The 16,442-nt window shown below is 68.0% G+C and carries 15 protein-coding genes; 5 read left to right on the top strand and 10 right to left on the bottom strand.

Annotated elements, in window-relative coordinates; genetic code table 11:
- Position 1 precedes the first annotated feature (1 nt).
- Positions 2 to 1,108 carry a zinc-binding dehydrogenase gene (locus tag ACK5KK_RS11675; protein ID WP_416890251.1) on the top strand — a complete coding sequence of 369 codons (1,107 nt, stop codon included), beginning with the start codon at positions 2 to 4 and terminating at the stop codon, positions 1,106 to 1,108.
- A 51-nt stretch (positions 1,109 to 1,159) separates the two neighbouring features.
- Positions 1,160 to 1,666, top strand: a complete 507-nt coding sequence (locus ACK5KK_RS11670) for a MarR family winged helix-turn-helix transcriptional regulator (RefSeq protein WP_416890250.1) — start codon at positions 1,160 to 1,162, stop codon at positions 1,664 to 1,666.
- A 9-nt stretch (positions 1,667 to 1,675) separates the two neighbouring features.
- On the opposite strand, the gene ACK5KK_RS11665 is transcribed toward ACK5KK_RS11670, so the two are convergent.
- From ACK5KK_RS11665 to ACK5KK_RS11645, 5 genes are all read right to left on the bottom strand, one after another.
- On the bottom strand, positions 1,676 to 2,488 hold the full coding sequence (locus tag ACK5KK_RS11665; protein ID WP_416890249.1) for an ABC transporter ATP-binding protein: 813 nt from the start codon (positions 2,486 to 2,488) through the stop codon (positions 1,676 to 1,678).
- Between the two features lie 19 nt (positions 2,489 to 2,507).
- Complete coding sequence (locus tag ACK5KK_RS11660; protein ID WP_416890248.1) at positions 2,508 to 3,278, bottom strand: ABC transporter permease; 771 nt, start codon at positions 3,276 to 3,278, stop codon at positions 2,508 to 2,510.
- Position 3,279: 1 nt separating this feature from the next.
- Positions 3,280 to 4,059 (bottom strand): ABC transporter permease, encoded by a 780-nt coding sequence (locus ACK5KK_RS11655; protein ID WP_416890247.1) that lies wholly within the window; start codon positions 4,057 to 4,059, stop codon positions 3,280 to 3,282.
- 58 nt (positions 4,060 to 4,117) lie between these two features.
- The gene (locus ACK5KK_RS11650; protein WP_416890246.1) at positions 4,118 to 5,128 is read right to left on the bottom strand and encodes an ABC transporter substrate-binding protein; all 1,011 of its coding nucleotides are present in this window, start codon (positions 5,126 to 5,128) and stop codon (positions 4,118 to 4,120) included.
- A 211-nt stretch (positions 5,129 to 5,339) separates the two neighbouring features.
- Positions 5,340 to 6,485: a flavin reductase gene (locus tag ACK5KK_RS11645; RefSeq protein WP_416890245.1), complete on the bottom strand. Its 1,146-nt coding sequence runs from the start codon at positions 6,483 to 6,485 to the stop codon at positions 5,340 to 5,342.
- A 212-nt stretch (positions 6,486 to 6,697) separates the two neighbouring features.
- Between ACK5KK_RS11645 and ACK5KK_RS11640 the strand changes: the two genes are divergently transcribed.
- Entirely contained in the window at positions 6,698 to 7,987 is a 1,290-nt protein-coding gene (locus ACK5KK_RS11640) for an NtaA/DmoA family FMN-dependent monooxygenase (RefSeq protein ID WP_416890244.1), read from the top strand.
- 7 nt (positions 7,988 to 7,994) lie between these two features.
- Here the strand turns inward: ACK5KK_RS11640 and ACK5KK_RS11635 are convergent, their stop codons facing one another.
- The 3 genes from ACK5KK_RS11635 to ACK5KK_RS11625 all read right to left on the bottom strand — a co-directional run bounded on the left by ACK5KK_RS11635 (position 7,995) and on the right by ACK5KK_RS11625 (position 11,571).
- Positions 7,995 to 8,942, bottom strand: a complete 948-nt coding sequence (locus ACK5KK_RS11635; RefSeq protein ID WP_416890243.1) for a LysR family transcriptional regulator — start codon at positions 8,940 to 8,942, stop codon at positions 7,995 to 7,997.
- A gap of 54 nt (positions 8,943 to 8,996) precedes the next feature.
- Complete coding sequence (locus tag ACK5KK_RS11630; RefSeq protein WP_416890242.1) at positions 8,997 to 10,379, bottom strand: MmgE/PrpD family protein; 1,383 nt, start codon at positions 10,377 to 10,379, stop codon at positions 8,997 to 8,999.
- Between the two features lie 130 nt (positions 10,380 to 10,509).
- Complete coding sequence (locus ACK5KK_RS11625) at positions 10,510 to 11,571, bottom strand: zinc-binding dehydrogenase (protein ID WP_416890293.1); 1,062 nt, start codon at positions 11,569 to 11,571, stop codon at positions 10,510 to 10,512.
- Positions 11,572 to 11,805: 234 nt separating this feature from the next.
- Here ACK5KK_RS11625 and ACK5KK_RS11620 point away from each other — a divergent pair, with 234 nt between their 5' ends.
- Positions 11,806 to 12,897: a Zn-dependent alcohol dehydrogenase gene (locus ACK5KK_RS11620; RefSeq protein WP_416890241.1), complete on the top strand. Its 1,092-nt coding sequence runs from the start codon at positions 11,806 to 11,808 to the stop codon at positions 12,895 to 12,897.
- A 30-nt stretch (positions 12,898 to 12,927) separates the two neighbouring features.
- Positions 12,928 to 14,415 (top strand): aldehyde dehydrogenase family protein, encoded by a 1,488-nt coding sequence (locus ACK5KK_RS11615; RefSeq protein WP_416890240.1) that lies wholly within the window; start codon positions 12,928 to 12,930, stop codon positions 14,413 to 14,415.
- Between the two features lie 54 nt (positions 14,416 to 14,469).
- Here ACK5KK_RS11615 and ACK5KK_RS11610 read toward each other — a convergent pair whose 3' ends face one another.
- Together ACK5KK_RS11610 and ACK5KK_RS11605 are read right to left on the bottom strand one after the other, a co-directional pair.
- A complete protein-coding gene (locus ACK5KK_RS11610) occupies positions 14,470 to 15,615 on the bottom strand; it encodes a M24 family metallopeptidase (protein ID WP_416890239.1) in 1,146 nt (381 codons plus the stop codon).
- 202 nt (positions 15,616 to 15,817) lie between these two features.
- Positions 15,818 to 16,426 (bottom strand): TetR/AcrR family transcriptional regulator, encoded by a 609-nt coding sequence (locus ACK5KK_RS11605; RefSeq protein ID WP_416890238.1) that lies wholly within the window; start codon positions 16,424 to 16,426, stop codon positions 15,818 to 15,820.
- Between the last annotated feature and the right edge of the window lie 16 nt (positions 16,427 to 16,442).

Below are 16,442 nucleotides of genomic sequence, written 5' to 3'. Positions count from 1 at the left end.
CATGCCAACCACCGTCATTGCCGCGGTCACGACCGCCGTCGGCGCGCCGTTCACACGGGAAGAACTGATCCTCGACGACCCGCAGCCCCGGGAGGTGCTCATCGACACCCGCGCGTCGGGGCTGTGCCACTCGGACCTCAGCGCGGTGACCACCGACATGGGATTCCCGCTGCCCGCCGTCTACGGCCACGAGGTGTCCGGGGTCGTGCGCGCGGTCGGAACCGCCGTCACCGGTCTCGCCGTCGGGGACCGCGCCGTCGCCTCACTCGTGCAGTTCTGCGGCGAGTGTCCCTCCTGCAGCGCCGGACGCACGGCCTTGTGCCGCAACGCCCACGCCACCGAACGCGCACCCGACCAGCCACCGCGGCTGGCCCGCCCGGATGGCACACCGGTGTGGCCGGCGTTCGGGGTCGGCGGTTTCGCCTCCGCCGTGCTGGTGCACGAGCATCAGGTGGCGCGTGTTCCGGAGGCGATCCCGTTCCCCGAAGCGGCCATCCTCGGCTGCGCCACGATCACCGGCGTCGGAGCGGCCACGCGCTCGGCGACGGTGCGCGTCGGCGACTCGGTCGCCGTCATCGGTCTAGGCGGCGTCGGCTTGAACGTGCTGTCCGGAGCCCGGCTCGCTGGCGCCGAGACCGTGATCGGGGTCGACCTGCAACCGGCCAAACTCGACCTGGCCCGCGCCTTCGGCGCCACCCATGTGGTGGATGCCGGCGCGCAGGACCCGGTCGCGGCCGTGCAGGAGATCACCGGCGGCGGTGTGGATCACTCCTTCGAGGTGATCGGGCTCCCGGCGACCTCGCTGCAGGCGATCCGCATGACCGCGATCGGCGGCGCGGCGAACCTCATCGGCATCCACCGACCGGGCGCGCGGCTCGATCTTGACCCGATGGAGCTCATCGGCGCGCAACGCACCGTGCGGGGCGTGTTCATGGGCAGTGCCGTGGTCGCGCGCGATGTCCCGCTCTACGCGGACCTGTTTCTGCAGGACAGGCTCAACCTCAGCGACCTCATCGCCCCGGAGATCTCCCTCGATCACATCGACGCGGCCTGCGCCGAGCTGGCCTCGGGGGCCAGCGCCCGCAGCGTCATCACCGCCTTCGGCTGACCCCCGCGCCGAAGCACCGCCGCGCGGCGGCCGGATGGGAGGATGGTGCGCGTGACCGACGCCGATGAGCCCGAACGCGAGCCGACCGCGCGCCCGCCCCGGGGTGCCGTGCCCGACAGCATCGTCGGTCCCATCCTGCCCGAGGACTTCACGCCGCGTCTGCTGGTGCTGGTGGCCAACGGCCTGCTGCGCCGGGAGGCGCGCCTGTTCCGGAGCCGATTCGGTCTGGCCTCCAACGACTGGCGCGTGCTCTCCTTCGTCGCGCTGCAGCCCGGGGTGACCGCGACCGCCTTGGCCGAGCTGATCGACGTGGACAAGGCGCTCGTGTCCCGCAGCGTCACCGCGCTGACCGAGAAGGAGATGATCGTCCTCTCCGACGGCCCCCGCGGGTCGCGTCCCCTCTTCCTGACCCCCGAGGGCGCGCGGATGCGCGCCGCGATGGAGCCGTCGGCGATGGAGGCTTACGAGATCATCCAGGCGCACCTGTCGCCATCCGAGATCGCGCAGACCAATCGGATGCTGCGCGGACTGTTGGCCGATCTGCGCGAGCGGGAGTGACCCGCGGCCTCAGTGATCGCGCAGGATGCCCAGGATTCGGGCGCGGGCGCTCTGGAAGCCCGGGTCGGCTTTGGTCGCGACCTGGTCGCGATGGCTTCCGAATCCGGTCTCGATGACGTCGACGACCGTTGCGGGCTTCTGCGCGATGACGACGACGCGATCGGCGAGGTAGAGCGCTTCGTCGATGTCATGGGTGACGAGGATGATCGTGACGCCCAGATTCGCGTGCAGGTCGATCACGAGGTCTTCCAGGTCGAACCGAGTCTGCGCGTCCACCGAGGCGAACGGCTCGTCCATGAGCAGGATCTTCGCCTGGTACGCCAGCGCGCGCGCGATCGCCACGCGCTGCTGCATCCCGCCCGACATCTCCCAGGGGAACTTGTTCCCCTGGCCGGCGAGACCGACCGCCTCCAGGTACTCCTCGGCCACCGAGTTGCGTTCGCCCTTGCGCGCCCCCCTCCCCTGCAGCGGGAACGCGACGTTGTCCAGCGTCGTCATCCACGGCATGAGCGAGCGGCTGTAGTCCTGGAAGACGACCCCGACGTCGCGGTGCGGGCCGCTGATGCGCTCGTCTCCGACGCGGATCTCGCCCGCTTTGGGTGTGAGGAGCCCGGACAAGCACCGCAGCAGCGTGGTCTTGCCGACCCCCGAGGGACCGACGATCGACACGAACTCCCCCGGTTTCACATCCAGGGTCAGGTCCTCGAGGATCTTGTTCTCACTGTCGCCGGTGCCGTAGCTCATCGTGAGGCCCCGCACCTGGAGCAGGGTGTTGCCGGGGATGGTCGCCGTCCCCGTGTGGGGCGAAGTCTGCTGATTCATGTTCTCCTCAGATTCCGGGCTACTTCGCGCCCGAGGTGAAGTACCAGGCCAGTGCCCGGCGTTCGAAAACGACGAATAGGAGCGCGAGCACATAGCCGATGATGCCCACCACGATGGCCCCGGCCCAGGTCTCGGCGAGCCGGAAGGTGCTCGCGCTGTTGAGGATGTAGAAGCCGAGTCCCTTGTTCGCGGCGAACAACTCACTGACCACCATCACGGTGATCCCGATCGGCAGCGCGACACGGAACCCGGCCGCGATCTGCGGCATGGCGGCAGGGAGCACGACGCGCCGGAAGTGCAGCATCGACGGGATCAGGAACGAGCGCGAGACCCGCCGGATCGAGGGGTCGAGCCCCCGCACCCCGTCGATCGTGTTCAACAGGATCGGCCACACCGTCGCCAGGGCGATCGAGTACACCTTCGGTCCCGCGCCCAGCCCGAACGCACCGATGATCAGCGGCACCAGGGCCGCCTGCGGCACCGAGCGGGCGAAGTGGATGATGGGATCGACGATGAGACGGAACCGTTCCGTCTCGCCGATCACCACGCCGAGAACGACACCGATCACCAGCGCGATCAGCAGACCCAGGAACAGGTTCGTCAGCGAGAAGACGGCCGCGGCGGGAAGCACCCCGTTGGTCAGGTCCCGCCATAGGACGTCGAGGATCGTCGACAGCGGCGGGAAGAACACGGACGTGCTGCCGGCCGACGCGAACCACCACAGCGCGATCAGGAGGACGACCACGACGAGCCGCTCGGCGGTACGCACCAGAGGAGTCGCACGGTTCATCTCAGTCCTCCCTCCGTCGGCTCCAACGCATCGTGCGCGCTTCGACCGCCTGCAGCCCGGCGGCGATGGCCCAGCCCACCAGACCCGCGAACAGGAGATACGCGAAGGCGAGATCCCACCGCTGCGCTTCCTGAGCGAGCGTGATCTGCCGGCCGATCCCCGGAGTCTGGCTGAGCACCTCGATCCCGACGGCGACGAGAATGGCGATCGATGAGGCCAGTCTCAGCCCGGTCGTGATGAACGGCATCGCCGCCGGGAGCAGAACGCGACGGAACCGCAGCAGTGCGGGGATGCGGAAGACCCGGACGGTGTCGACGACGGCGAGGTCCTGACGGCGAGCGCCGTAGATCGTCTGGACCAGGATCGGCCACAGGCAGCTGAGCGCGACCATGAAGATCTCCATCCTCGAGTTCGCCCCGAGAATCAAAACCACGACCGGCAGCAGCGCGATGATCGGGAACGCCCTGCCGAACTCGACCGGGATCGATGTCATCCGCTCCAGCAGCGGCGTGCTTCCGATCAACAGCCCGAGCACGATTCCCGCTACCGCCGCCAGCGCCCAACCGACCACCGCGGAGCCGATCGTCTGGCCCAGTGCTACCCAGAACGTCGGTGACACCAGGAGCCCGACGGTCGACTGGAGCACGTCCATGACGCTGGGGACGGCGGACGGGAACAGTCCCGTCCAGACGCCCGCCTGCCAGATCAGGAGCAGAACGAGCACCGCCAGGATCCGCTGTATCAGCAGGACGGCGCCGTCTGCGCGTGCGCTGTGGTTCATGGTCTCTCCACGACGTGTTCTTCTTTCGACGATGCTCGGTCAGGCGACGGCCCGGAGATCACTCGCTGCGCGGCGCACCCTCCCAGAGGATCTCGTCCACCGTCGGCGCGGACTCGACGATGCCGAACTGCACGAATCCGTCGCGCTGCTTCTGGGCGGCTTCCACGTTGATCGCGACGCTGATAGGGATGAGGGACTCGGCGCTGAGCGTCGACTTGTCGACCTGGCTCACGCGGGCGGTGATGTCGAGCACGGCGTCACCGTTCGCGGGGTCCATGTAGAACTCCGCCGCCTCGGCCATCGCCAGATCGAACGCTTCCGCGGTGTCGGCGTTCTGCGCCAGCCAGTCGTCGGTCACCGTCCACACCGTCACCGGCGCGTGGGGCAGGAACTCCATCGAGGGCTCGGAGATCACGCGGTCACCGGCGGCAACGAGCTGATTGAAGAACGGCGCCGACGCCAGAACGGCATCGACCGTTCCCTCCTCGAGGGAGGTCGCCATCGCCGTCGAGGCCAGTTCGACCCGCTCGAAGGAATCCGGTGCGATGCCGGCATCCTCGGCGGCGAAGAACAGCGGCACCTCGCTGCCGGTGTTCAGGCCCTGGATGCCGATCGTCGTGCCCTCCAGGTCGGCGACGTCCTGGATCGGGCTGTCGGCGGACACCACGACGCCGGAGGTCGCGAAGTCCGCGCTGGTGTACCCGTTTCCGCCGATGACTTGCAGCGGCATGCCCTGGGCGATCGAGGTGACCGCCGTCCCCCACGATCCGGTGACGATATCCGCTTCGCCGCTGACGGCCATCGCGATGTTCTGCAGCGGTGCACCGCCCGAGATGATCTCGACCTCGAGGCCGTGATCGGCGAAGTACCCCTGCTCTTGGGCGATGTGCGCGGCCTCGAAATGAATCGGCGCGACCACGAGCCGCACCGGCGTCAACGCGTCGCCGCCGGCGGCTCCGCTGGATGCCGGGGCCGCGTCGTCTGCGCTGCACGCGGAAAGCGCCACGGCGGCCGCCGTCAGGGTCGCCGCGAGCAAGACGCGGTGTGCGCCGCGGGAAAGAGCTTTCATGTGAGAACCTCCGGGTTGCTGTCTCTGTTGTCGGGCATCGTGGCGACGCACCGAGCGAGCGATCCGGAAAAGCTATGTCCGATCGATCGCATCGTCGCTGATGCGCAGTCCGGCGTCGGTGCCGAACGGGTATGTCCGTCTATCGTGGCAAGTACAAACGTGTAAGAAAACTGGGAAAACCTGCCAACATTTGTCAGGAAACCTGATTTAGTCACACGACGCCGCCCGCTCGGCCGATGACGCGGGCGGCCAGCGCCGAGGCGACGTCGCTGTGGCGTCGCAGTGCCCCCTCCGCCCGCGCCAGGTCACCGCTGAGCACCGCGCCGGTCAACTCGGCGATGTGCCGGTTGTCGAGTTCGGCCGCCCATTCGTCGCCGGTCAGCCCCTGGCGCCACACGGTGCCGATGCCGAGCTTTCGGAAGCTCGCCACGAGCTGCTCACTGCCCGATGAGCCGACCAGCACGCTGTGGTAGTCGACGTTGAGTTGAAGGTACTCCTCCAAGCCGTCGGGGTTCTCGGCCCGGACGCGGGCGATGGCATCGCCGATCTCCACGAGCTTGTCCTTGACCTCGCCGGACATCGTCGCCAGCTGCGACTCCAGGACCCCGACCTCGATCCGCAACCGCGCCTGGTAGTTGTCGGCGACCACTTGCGCCGTGATGGGCGTCGGCTCCAGCGATCCGTCATCCGACCGGGTCACCAGATCCTCACCGGTCAAACTGATCAGGGCGTTGCGCACCTGAGCGGGTTCGGCGCCCACGGTGCCAGCGAGCGCGTCGACGTCGATCGCCTCCCCGAGGGGCGTTCTGCGGTGCAGAATCGCCGAGCGGACCTCCTCGTAGGCGTTGCGCTCGGCGCTGTCGGCCAGTCGCCCGAGCTTGCCGCGGTAGTACGCGAGCGGCTCGCGCGCGGACGTCTCCGCCTCCCGCACCCTGCCGAGGAACACCGTGTGCGTTCCGCCGCGCGCCGTGCTCTCGACCTCGCACACGACCGTGGCCAACGCCCCGTCGAGCACCGGCACGGCCCCGGAGCCCAGGCGATGCGGCACCGAAGCGAACTTGTCCGGTCCGCGACGGCCGAAGTGGTAGGCGAGGTGGTCCTGTCCGGCCGCCAGGATGCTGATGCCGAACACGCCCGCGCGCATCACCGCGTCGTGCGTCACCGAGGAGACGTTCAAGCACATCAGCATCATGGGAGGATCCAGCGACAGCGACGAGACGGCCGAGGCCGTCGTGCCGTACAGGTCCGCACCCTCGCGCGTGCTGATGACCGTCACCCCGGACGCGAAGTGCCCCGCGACGTCGCGGTACTGCTCCGACGTGACCGCATCCGCTGACTGATCCGCATCTTCATCCATTCTCGCCCTCCGAGCCGTCGTGGTCTGCCGATCGCCCACGATAGGTGCGCGCACCACGACGCCGACAGAGGCGAATGCTGTCACATATCATCAAGAACGTTGAAGAAGGTGGCCAAGAACTTCCCATTGAAGTGACTTTCTGGGGCTGTCAGGATGGCGGCGAGGAACGTCCAAGGAAGGAAGCCACCGCAATGGGAGCACGCAACGAGCGCATGGCGTTGACCACATTCATGCTGCCCGCCGGATACCACAAGGACAGCTGGCGTCGCCCCGACAGCCGCGCTGAAGAGCTCGGGAAGCTCGGCTTTCTCGCCGAGCTCGTGAAGATGGCGGAGGACGCGAAGTTCGACGCCGTGTTCTTCGGCGACATCTCGCACGCGAACACCATTCTGCGCGGCGACATCAAGATGAACGGGCTCTACGAGCCGATCGCCACCCTTGGCGCGCTGTCGGCCCTGACCTCACGCATCGGGCTGGTCGGAACGATGTCGACCTCGTTCGGACACCCGTACAACGTGGCCCGCCAGATCGCCGCGGTCGACCATCTCTCGGACGGACGCGCGGGCTGGAACATCGTGACCAGCTCCGACGGCCACAAGAACTTCGGTGCCGAAGCGACCCCGAACCCCACCGTGCGCTACCGACGCGCGACAGAGTTCGTCGAGGCCGTCGTCGCCCTGTGGGACAGCTGGGAGGATGGCGCCGTCATCGTCGACCGCGAGAGCGGATGGTGGGCCGACACCAGCAAGATCCACCGGATCGACCACCACGGCGACTACTTCCAGATCGAAGGTCCCATGACCTTCCCACGGAGCCCCCAGGGGCGCCCCGTCATGGCGCAGGCCGGTTCGTCCGGACCCGGCGTCGAACTGGGCACCGCATTCGGCGACATCATCTACACCGCGCAGCCCTTGCTGGATCGGTCGATCGACTTCTACGCGCGTTTCAAAGACCTCGCCGTCAAGAAGGGGCGCGCCGCGCACGAAGTGAAGATCCTGCCGGGCATCATGCCGATCCTGGGGAATACTCAGGCCGAGGCCAATGAGCTCGCCGACGAGCTGGCAGGCTTCGTCCACCTGGAGAACGGCCGGGAACAGCTGGCTGCGTCGTTGTCGATGGATCTTTCGGAGCTCGACATCGACGAGTCGATCCCGGCGGAGTGGTTCTCCGACGACCCCTCGATGGGCAGCCGATACGACCTCTACCGACTCAAGAGCGTCGACCAGGGAATGACGCTCAAAGAACTCATCATCGATCAGGCTCGTTCCACCGGACACCAGTGGATCGCGGGGACGCCGTCATCCGTGGCCGACATCATGGTGGACTGGTTCGAGCAGTACGCGTGCGACGGCTTCAACGTCAACGCACCGTATTACCCGGGCGGGTTCCAGATCATCTGCCAGACCCTGGTGCCGGAGCTCCAGGACCGCGGCTACTTCCACGCCGATTACCTCGGACCCACCCTGCGCGACAACCTCGGGCTGGACCGCCCGGCGGTCTGACCGGGACTCACGGCGCAGGGGGCACCGGCGTGGCGGGTCGGTCGGCGAAGACTTCGACGGCCGACTCGATCCACGCGTGGGCCCGCGCGTGCAGGCGGATGCTGCGCGAGCGCATGATCGCGATGTGGGCGCTGAAGTCATGCGCGGTCGACACCGGACGCGACAACACCCTGCGTCCCTCGTACGAGCGGTCGAGCATGGGATTGTCGTAGACGACCGCCGCTCCCAGATCGCGCCCGATGAGCGAGCGCAACGTCGCGTAGCTGCGGGTGCGGTGACGCACCTTCGGCGTGACCCCGCCATCGCGGAACAGCTCGAGGACCCGACCGTACAGCGGCTCGGCGTCGAAGAACAACATGGCCTGGTCGGCCAGATCGGCGACCGTGACGGCATCCTTGGCCAACAGCGGGCTGGACTCCGCCAGCAGCACGTGGGGTTCGACCTTCAGGAGGGGCAGGGACTCCAGCCCGGGGAGAACGTCGAGGTTGAACAGGAACGCCAGGTCGAGCGATCCTTCCAGCACCTTGGCCTGCAGGTCGTCGTGATACCCCTCGACGAACTGCACCTCCACGAGCGGGAAACGCTCCTCGAAGATCGCGAACATCTGCGGAACGATGCGCGGCGCCAACGGCGAATAGCAGCCGACGCTGAGCGGCCCACGCACTTGGGCGCGGTCGCCGTGCGGGACATACACCATCTCGCCGGCCATGTCGAGAATCTGGCTGGCTTGCAGAAAGGCCGCGCGACCGGCGGGCGTGAGCGTGATGCCCTTCGACTTGCGTTTCACGCAGAGCTGGGCTCCGACCACGCGCTCCAACTCCATGATGGACATCGAGATCGCCGACGGCGCCATGTGCAGTTGACGAGCCGCCTCGCTCATCGTCCCCGCCTCGGCGGCGGCGACGAAATGCCAGAGCTGCCGGAGGGTGATGTGCGGGTTGCGCTTGAGTTCCATCGATCCCCGTTCTGCCGGGCGCGTCTTCACGGTGCGACCCGACTCTACCTGCTTCTATCCCGCACGCCGCTGCGCGAGCAGAGCGGTGAGCTGGCGCACGTCGGCCACGCCGTCGAAATCCGCGATGAGATCGGCCACGTCGGCGGCCAGGGCCGCATCCAGTCCGCCGCCGAACGCCATGTTGCGATCGAACTTCTCGCGCACTTCCGCCTCCGTCAGCGGCGCCCGATAGATGTCGCCGCGCGGCGCGTCCGTGCGCACGCGCACGGTACGCCCGTCGGCGAAGTCGACCTCCACCTCCGCGGTCTGGTACTCGGTCCGCGGCAGGGAGTCGACGATGTCGATCCGCTCCAGGAGCGCCTGCACCGGTGCCGACCCCATGACGTCGGGCTGCAGGTGCTCGGGGCGCAGTTCGCGATGCACGAGGCCCACCGCCACGTTGTACCGGATGCTGAACATGCCGGCGACCTCGGGGTTGCGGTCGGGGACGAAGTCCTGCCCGGTGAAACCCGCCTTGGTGACCGGGTTGACGTGCACCCGCACGGCGGCGACCGCCGCGGGGTCGAGGTCGTGGAGGTCGGCCAGTCGCACCGCGGCATCCAGGGACGGGTGCGCCGCGCGGCACGAGGACCAGGGCTTGATGATCATGTCGGCGTTGTACTCGGCGCCCAGCCCGCTCACGAGCTTCTCGGCGTCGGGTGCGGGGCTGTAGAGGTCGAAGAAACCGAACCGGCCGGCGATCGGGTCGATCGGACCGGTGAAACCCGCCTTGGCCAGATCGGCGGAGAAGATCCCGTTGCGCGCCGAGTTGGCTTGCGGCAGCTTGAACGAGTCGGCGAGGTCGAAGAGGTTCGCGACGGTGCCGGAGACCTGGTTCAACGCGATCCCCATGCCGTTGCTGAACTCGTCGACGCCGAAACCCTGCAGCTTGCCGCTGATCGCGACCGCGCCCAGGGCGTTCACGGTCCCGGTGTTGTCGCCGCCGGATGCCGTGTGGAACCCGGATGCCACCGCCAGCCGCGACGCCACGTCATCACCGAGGATGAGCGCGGCCAGCACGTCACGCCCGGTCGCTGCCTGACGTTCCCCTACCGCGAGCGCCACCGGGATCGTCGTCCCGCCGATGTGGGCGGCCTTGGCGCGCTCGCCGGCGGCCTCCGCACCCACCGACTCGAAGTCGTACGAGCGCATCATCAGCGCGTTGACCATCGCGGCGTTGTGAGCGGGGATGCGGGCGTCGCGCAAGAACACCGTTGCCTCCGGGGTGCCGCCCCATCCGGTGACGAGCGTCGCAAACGCGTCGTTGCCCCGCGCCCGCTGCCCGGCGACGATGTTGCCGACGGCGTCGAGCAACCGCGTCTTCGCGCGGGCCACGGCCTCGGGCGGGAGCTCGTCGTATCCGGTTGCGACGAGGTGTTCGGCGACACGCCTGCTCATGTTCACGGCTCTGTTCCTCCCCTGTGGGTGCGACGGGTCGTGCGGTGCGACGGCCGGCCGTCCCCAGCCTGGCATCCGTCAAGACATCAGAGAATATCTACTTTTGCGCGTATTGTTTCAGCAAATTTGACTATAAGCTGTCCGATCCGAACGATGTGATGACCGTGCGGGCCAGGGCACCCGCCGCCTGATCGGCGTAGGCCTCGTTGATCTGGCAGATGTCGATCTCCCGCGCGACCAAGTCGTCCAGGTTCAGGCGCCCCTGCAGGTAGAACTCGCACAGCAGCGGGATGTCCCGGCGGGGGTCGGTTGAGCCCATGTACACCCCGGTCACCGAGCGTTGGGCCCCGATCAACGTCGGCAGCGGCTGGATCTCCAGCGGTCTCGGGTCCCGCGGGATGCCAATCAGGTACGTCGTCCCGCCCTTGCGGGGAAGCAGCAGCGCCTGGTCCAACGGGGCGCGCGCGCCGCTGCACTCGAAGGCGTGATGCACACCGCGACCGCTGAGTTCCCGCACCCGCTCCACGACGTCTTCGCTCTGCGCATCCACGACGTCGGTGGCGCCGAAGCGGCGCGCGAAGTCGAGCTTGTCCGCCGAGACGTCCACACCGATGATCCGCTCCGCGCCCGCCAGCCTCGCCCCCTGCACGATGTTCAGCCCGACGCCACCGAGCCCGATCACCGCGACGGTCTCGCCGGGCCGCACGCGCGCGGCGTTGAGCACCGCACCCACGCCGGTGCTGACGGCACAACTGATGATGGACGCCTGCGGAAACGGCACCTCCCGGGGAATGCGCACCAGCTGGTTCTCGTGCGCGATCGACACCTCGGCGAACGCTGAGATCCCGAGCGTCGCCACGCGGTCGCCGCCCCGGGTGAACCGCGGCGGCTCGTCGGCACCGCGCTCCAGCGATTCCGGCGCCAGACACCGGAACGGCGCACCCGCGACACACTCCTCGCACTCGCCGCACAGCCGCACTTCGGTCCCGACGACGTGGTCACCGACCCGGAGATTGCGCACCTCCGCGCCCACGGCCCGCACGACCCCGGCCATCTCGTGACCGGCGATGAGCGGCAGGGTCCGGCCGCGGTCGATGGTGGCGACGTTCATGTCCGAGTGACACAATCCGGCCGCCTTGACCTCGACTAGGACCTCCCGACCCCGAGGTTCGCCGGGCGAGAGGTCCTCCACGGAGAATATCCCGTCCAGCTGGTTCACTACCGCTGCCCTTGCCACCCTGTGCTCCCTTCGTCGACGACACCGCGAGCGATCGTTATATTGTCAAAAATGCTGACAATTGAATGGGTTTCGGAACGCTCGACTTGACAGTAGTCTGGCTCGCGGCTCCTGGCCAGCGACAACGACTCGCGAGGAGTCTCGACCGGGTAGCGCAACCGTCGCGCGCCCAGAAAGGTCCGGGGACCCATGCGCGCAGCCGTCCTGAAGGCGATCGGCGAACCTCTGCAGCTCACCGACCTGACGGTGGACGAACCGACCGGAAAAGAAGTTCGCGTGCGGGTTCGCGCCTCGGGCCTGTGCCACTCGGACCTCACGGTCTCGACCAACGACCTCGGGTTTCCGCTGCCGATGGTCATGGGACACGAGGTCGCCGGGGTAATCGACGCCGTCGGCGACGCGGTCGACGGCTTCGCCGTGGGCGATCGCATCGCCGTCTGCTCGGAGACCTGGTGCGGCGAGTGTGCGAACTGTCGGCGCGGTCAGACATTCCGGTGCAGCAACCCGATGGCGATCCGTCGCTCCCCGGACCAGCCCTCGCGCCTGACCGACGGCACCGAACGGGTGCAGGCCTTCCTCGGGGTGGGCGGATTCGCCGAACAGGTGATCGTCCACCAGAACAACCTCATCCCCATCCCGGACGACCTGCCGTTCGACCGCGCCGCGCTGCTCGGGTGCGGCGTCGCGACCGGGGCGGGCGCCGCCTTGAACTCGGCGGACGTGCGCCGCGGCGACTCCGTCGCCGTCATGGGGTGCGGCGGCGTCGGGCTCAACACGATCCAGGGCGCGGCCATCGCCGGGGCCCAGCGGGTGATCGCCATCGACCTCGCAGACGACAAGCTCGAACTGGCCCGCCGGTTCGGAGCCACGGACGTCATCAATGCCGCCGAGGTCGACCCCGTCGCGGCGGTGTCAGAGATCACCGGCGGTGTCGGGGTCACATACACGTTCGAGGTCACCGGCACCAAGAACGCCGCGATCACGTGCATGGACATGCTGGCCGTCGGCGGGACGACGTTCATCATCGGGGTGCAAAAGCCCGGCACCGTCTTCGAACTGCCGTTCACGTACTTCTTCGACCAGAAGGCCATGCGCGGTGTCGCAATGGGGTCGACCAACCCGAAGGTGGACCTCCCCCGATACGCCGACCTGTACCTGCAAGGACGGTTCAACCTCGACGATCTCGTCGGGCGAACGATCTCGCTGGACGACGTGAACGACGCGTACGCCGACCTTCAGCGAGGCTCCGTCGCCCGCTCCGTCATCGTCTTCGACGACTGACCACACACCACACCCCAAGAGAGGACACGGATGTCCCAGACGGTTTCCGAGCGACCGGGCTTTTTGGCCCAGCCGCTGCACCTGTTCATCGACGGCGAGTTCGTCCCGGGCGCCGCCGAGGAGCTGACCATCATCGACCCATCCAGCGGTGAAACACTCGCCGCGGCGGCCGCGGCGGACGCGAGCGACATCGACCGCGCCGTACGCGCCGCCCGACGCGCCTTCGACGAAGGCCCGTGGCCGACGATGCCGGCGAACCAGCGCGGCAAGCTGCTGTGGCGACTCGCAGACCTCATCGAGGCCAACGGCGATGAGATCGCGATGATCGAGTCGCTCAACACCGGCAAGCCGCTCCCGATGGCGCGGGGCTTCGAGGTGGGAGGGGCCGCCGAGACCTTCCGGTACTACGCCGGATGGGCCACGAAGATCAACGGAGAGACACGCAACGTCTCACTCCCGGGCGAGTGGCACACCTTCACCGCGCGAGAGCCGATCGGCGTGGCCGGACTCATCATCCCGTGGAACAGCCCGTTCGTGATGGCGGCCTCGAAGCTGGCCCCGGCCCTCGCGGCCGGGTGCACCGTCGTACTCAAACCCGCCGAGTTGACGCCGCTGACGGCCCTGCGGCTGGCCGAACTCGTCGCCGAAGCCGGCTTCCCACCGGGCGTCGTCAACATCGTGCCGGGACTGGGCAACATCGCCGGTCAGGCCCTGGCCGACCATCCGCTCGTCGACAAGATCGCGTTCACCGGATCGACGGCTGTCGGCAAACGGCTGCTCGCCTCCGCGGCGGGGAACCTGAAACGGGTCACCCTGGAGCTGGGCGGTAAGTCGCCGGTGTTCATCTTCAAAGATGCCGACCTCGACCGCGCGATCGACGGGGCGGCGATGAGCATCTTCGGCAACACCGGGCAGGTGTGCGCCGCCGGGTCGCGTCTGTTCGTCCACTCCGACGTGGCCGACGAGGTCATCGCCGGCATCGCCGAGAAGGCCCGCACGATCCCGGTCGGCGGCGGGCTCGAACCCGGCAGCGTCATCGGCCCGCTCATCTCCGAGCGCCAGCGCGAGCGCGTGCTCGGCTATATCGAGAGCGGCCGGTCGGAGGGAGCCGACCTCGTCGCCGGTGGCGGGGTGCTGTCCCGATCCGGCTTCTTCATCGAGCCGACGATCCTGACGGACACCCGCCCCGACATGACGGTGGTTCGGGAGGAGATCTTCGGCACGGTCCTGGTCACCCAGACCTTCGACGACGACGTGACCGTCGATGAGCTGGCCGCGCGGGCGAACGACACCGTGTACGGGCTCTCGTCGTCGGTGTGGACGCGCGACGTCACTCGGGCACTGCGGATGACGCGGCGCATCAAGGCGGGGAACGTGCGGGTCAACTCGGCGATCGGCATCGACCCGAACATGCCGTTCGGCGGCTTCAAGCAGTCCGGCTGGGGCAAGGAGAACGGCCGCGAAGGCCTGGAGGCCTACACCGAGGTCAAGGCGGTCGCCGTCAATCTGAACGACTGAACGACCGACAAGGCGGCGGGGAGGGGCATTCGCCCCTCCCCGCCGCCTTGTCGGTTACCAGCCGTAGGAGAAGTCGTGGCGGCTGAGCCGCTCGGCGCCGTCCTCGGTGATGACGTAGGTGTATCCGGCGGTGAAGCCCTCTCGGCCGATCTCGGTGAGCGAGGCCGGGTGCATCACGAGCGTCATCCCCGGTTCGAGCGCGATGTCGGTGTTGTCCCCGAGCACCCAGCCGTCAGCGACGTCCAGACCGATCGCGTGACCGTGGGAGAACGGGTTCATGCCGCCGTGCTCGGCGATGCGCTTGCGCAGTGCCTTCGACACGTCGGAGACGAGCGTTCCGGGCTTCAACATGGACTCGCCCAGCGCGTATCCCTCCGCCCACGCCGCCCCGAGCCGCTTCATGACGGGGGTGAGTTCAGTCACCGGCATCGCGAAGGGCAGTTGGGCGTAGTAGCCGCCGAACGCCGGCGTCACCTCCATGAACAGCGTTCCGCCCGCCTCCAGCACATCGCCGGTGGGATAGCGATCGAAGTTCATGAACGAGCCGTCGGCGTCGATCACTTCCAGCGAGTATGGCGAGCGGTGCTCGAAGAGGTACTGTTTGGCCGCCGCGTACACGGTGTAGTCGGTGACTCCCGGCCGGACGATCTCACGCAAGACGTCGTAGCAGTCGTCGGCGATCGCAGCCGAGCGACGCATCAGCGCGATCTCGTTGTCGCTCTTGATCGCTCGCAGCGACCAGAAGATGTCACTCGTGTCCTCGATGCGCTCGGGCCCGAAGGCGTCGAGCATCTCCTGGAAGACGGCGACGCCGATGGCGTTCCCGCCGGCGTATCCGATTTTTCCGGTGACGCCCATCTTCCGGATCAGCCCCACCGAGTCGTTCTTCAGCCCGTAGGCGCCATCACCGAACGGGTACACGTCGATGAACTCGCGGATCGGCCCGTTCTTGTCGAGCTTGGGCGAGCGTGCCAGCGCCGGGTGGATGAAGTGGGTAAGGTTGCCCTCCAGCGGAAGCACGATCATCCCACCGGCACCCATGTTCGAGATGTAGCGCACGTGACCCCGGTTGAAGATGTCCTGGAGCCCGGCGACCAGGATGACCTCGATGCCGCGTTCCCGCATCCGCTCACGGATCTTCGCGATGCGCTCGGTGAGTTCGGACACCGGGATCGTGGTCAGCTCGCTCGTCGTGGTCATGCAGTCTCCTTCGCTCCGTCGGGGCGCGCGGGCGCGCGCGATCGCCGCGGAGCGGGGTCGCTCCCGAGATCTCGGAGGATGCTGGGCACCACCGCCCGCCACGTTCCCGACGCTCCCACACTGACACGACGCCACACACCGATAAAGAGCGAAGTTCTGCGCTTACATTGTCGAGAAACTTCACATTGTGCGCGGGTGGGCGTCAGCGCTCCGGCGGCCGGGGCAGCCGGAATCGTCCGACCATCTCGGCGATGCTCCGGCGGATCTCAGCGGTGCCGGCCCGCTCCGGCAGCAGCGTGCCGATCATCTGCCAGCCTGCGTTGAAGGCGGCGATCTGGTTCACCGCGGCGAGGATGTCCAGTGCCGCGTCGACCTCACCGTCGTCGACCGCCTCCTGGATGTGACGCTGGATCTGGTCCCGGCGACCGATCTGATAGCGGCGGTGCAGTTCCTGCAGCTCGGTGTCCTCGGCGGCGAGCGCCCAGAAGGCGAGCACGATACGTTCGCCCGTCGGGCCGTCGGAGTGGCGGGGCAGCAGCGCGGCGCACAGGTGCGCGACGGCGTCCAGCCCGCGACGCCCGCGCGTCCGCTCGGCGACACGGTCGTTGGACTCTTCGAAGACGGTCTGGAACGCGGCCGTCAGCATGCTCCGCTTGTCGGGGAAGTAGTACGCGATCGCACCATGGGCAAAGCCCGCCTCGGCGGCGACCTTGCGCATCGTCGCGTGCTCGAACCCCTCGCGGGCGACGACGCTCATCACTGCTTCGACGATGTGAACGCGGCGCGCGTCGTGGTCGACGATTTTCGGCACGGTGCTCCCAACAACG

Source organism: Microbacterium sp. (assembly GCF_047972865.1).
GTDB lineage: Bacteria > Actinomycetota > Actinomycetes > Actinomycetales > Microbacteriaceae > Microbacterium.
The sequence above is the reverse complement of the archived record's forward strand: the minus strand, read 5'-3'. Positions and strand labels throughout refer to the sequence as shown.

Coding starts and splice junctions, on each gene's coding strand:
- ACK5KK_RS11615 (WP_416890240.1), top strand. CDS start 12,928: ATGTCCCAGACGGTTTCCGAGCGACCGGGCTTTTTGGCCCAGCCGCTG.
- ACK5KK_RS11645 (WP_416890245.1), bottom strand. CDS start 6,485: ATGGATGAAGATGCGGATCAGTCAGCGGATGCGGTCACGTCGGAGCAG.
- ACK5KK_RS11660 (WP_416890248.1), bottom strand. CDS start 3,278: ATGAACCGTGCGACTCCTCTGGTGCGTACCGCCGAGCGGCTCGTCGTG.
- ACK5KK_RS11665 (WP_416890249.1), bottom strand. CDS start 2,488: ATGAATCAGCAGACTTCGCCCCACACGGGGACGGCGACCATCCCCGGC.
- ACK5KK_RS11620 (WP_416890241.1), top strand. CDS start 11,806: ATGCGCGCAGCCGTCCTGAAGGCGATCGGCGAACCTCTGCAGCTCACC.
- ACK5KK_RS11610 (WP_416890239.1), bottom strand. CDS start 15,615: ATGACCACGACGAGCGAGCTGACCACGATCCCGGTGTCCGAACTCACC.
- ACK5KK_RS11635 (WP_416890243.1), bottom strand. CDS start 8,942: ATGGAACTCAAGCGCAACCCGCACATCACCCTCCGGCAGCTCTGGCAT.
- ACK5KK_RS11675 (WP_416890251.1), top strand. CDS start 2: ATGCCAACCACCGTCATTGCCGCGGTCACGACCGCCGTCGGCGCGCCG.
- ACK5KK_RS11640 (WP_416890244.1), top strand. CDS start 6,698: ATGGCGTTGACCACATTCATGCTGCCCGCCGGATACCACAAGGACAGC.
- ACK5KK_RS11650 (WP_416890246.1), bottom strand. CDS start 5,128: ATGAAAGCTCTTTCCCGCGGCGCACACCGCGTCTTGCTCGCGGCGACC.
- ACK5KK_RS11630 (WP_416890242.1), bottom strand. CDS start 10,379: ATGAGCAGGCGTGTCGCCGAACACCTCGTCGCAACCGGATACGACGAG.
- ACK5KK_RS11655 (WP_416890247.1), bottom strand. CDS start 4,059: ATGAACCACAGCGCACGCGCAGACGGCGCCGTCCTGCTGATACAGCGG.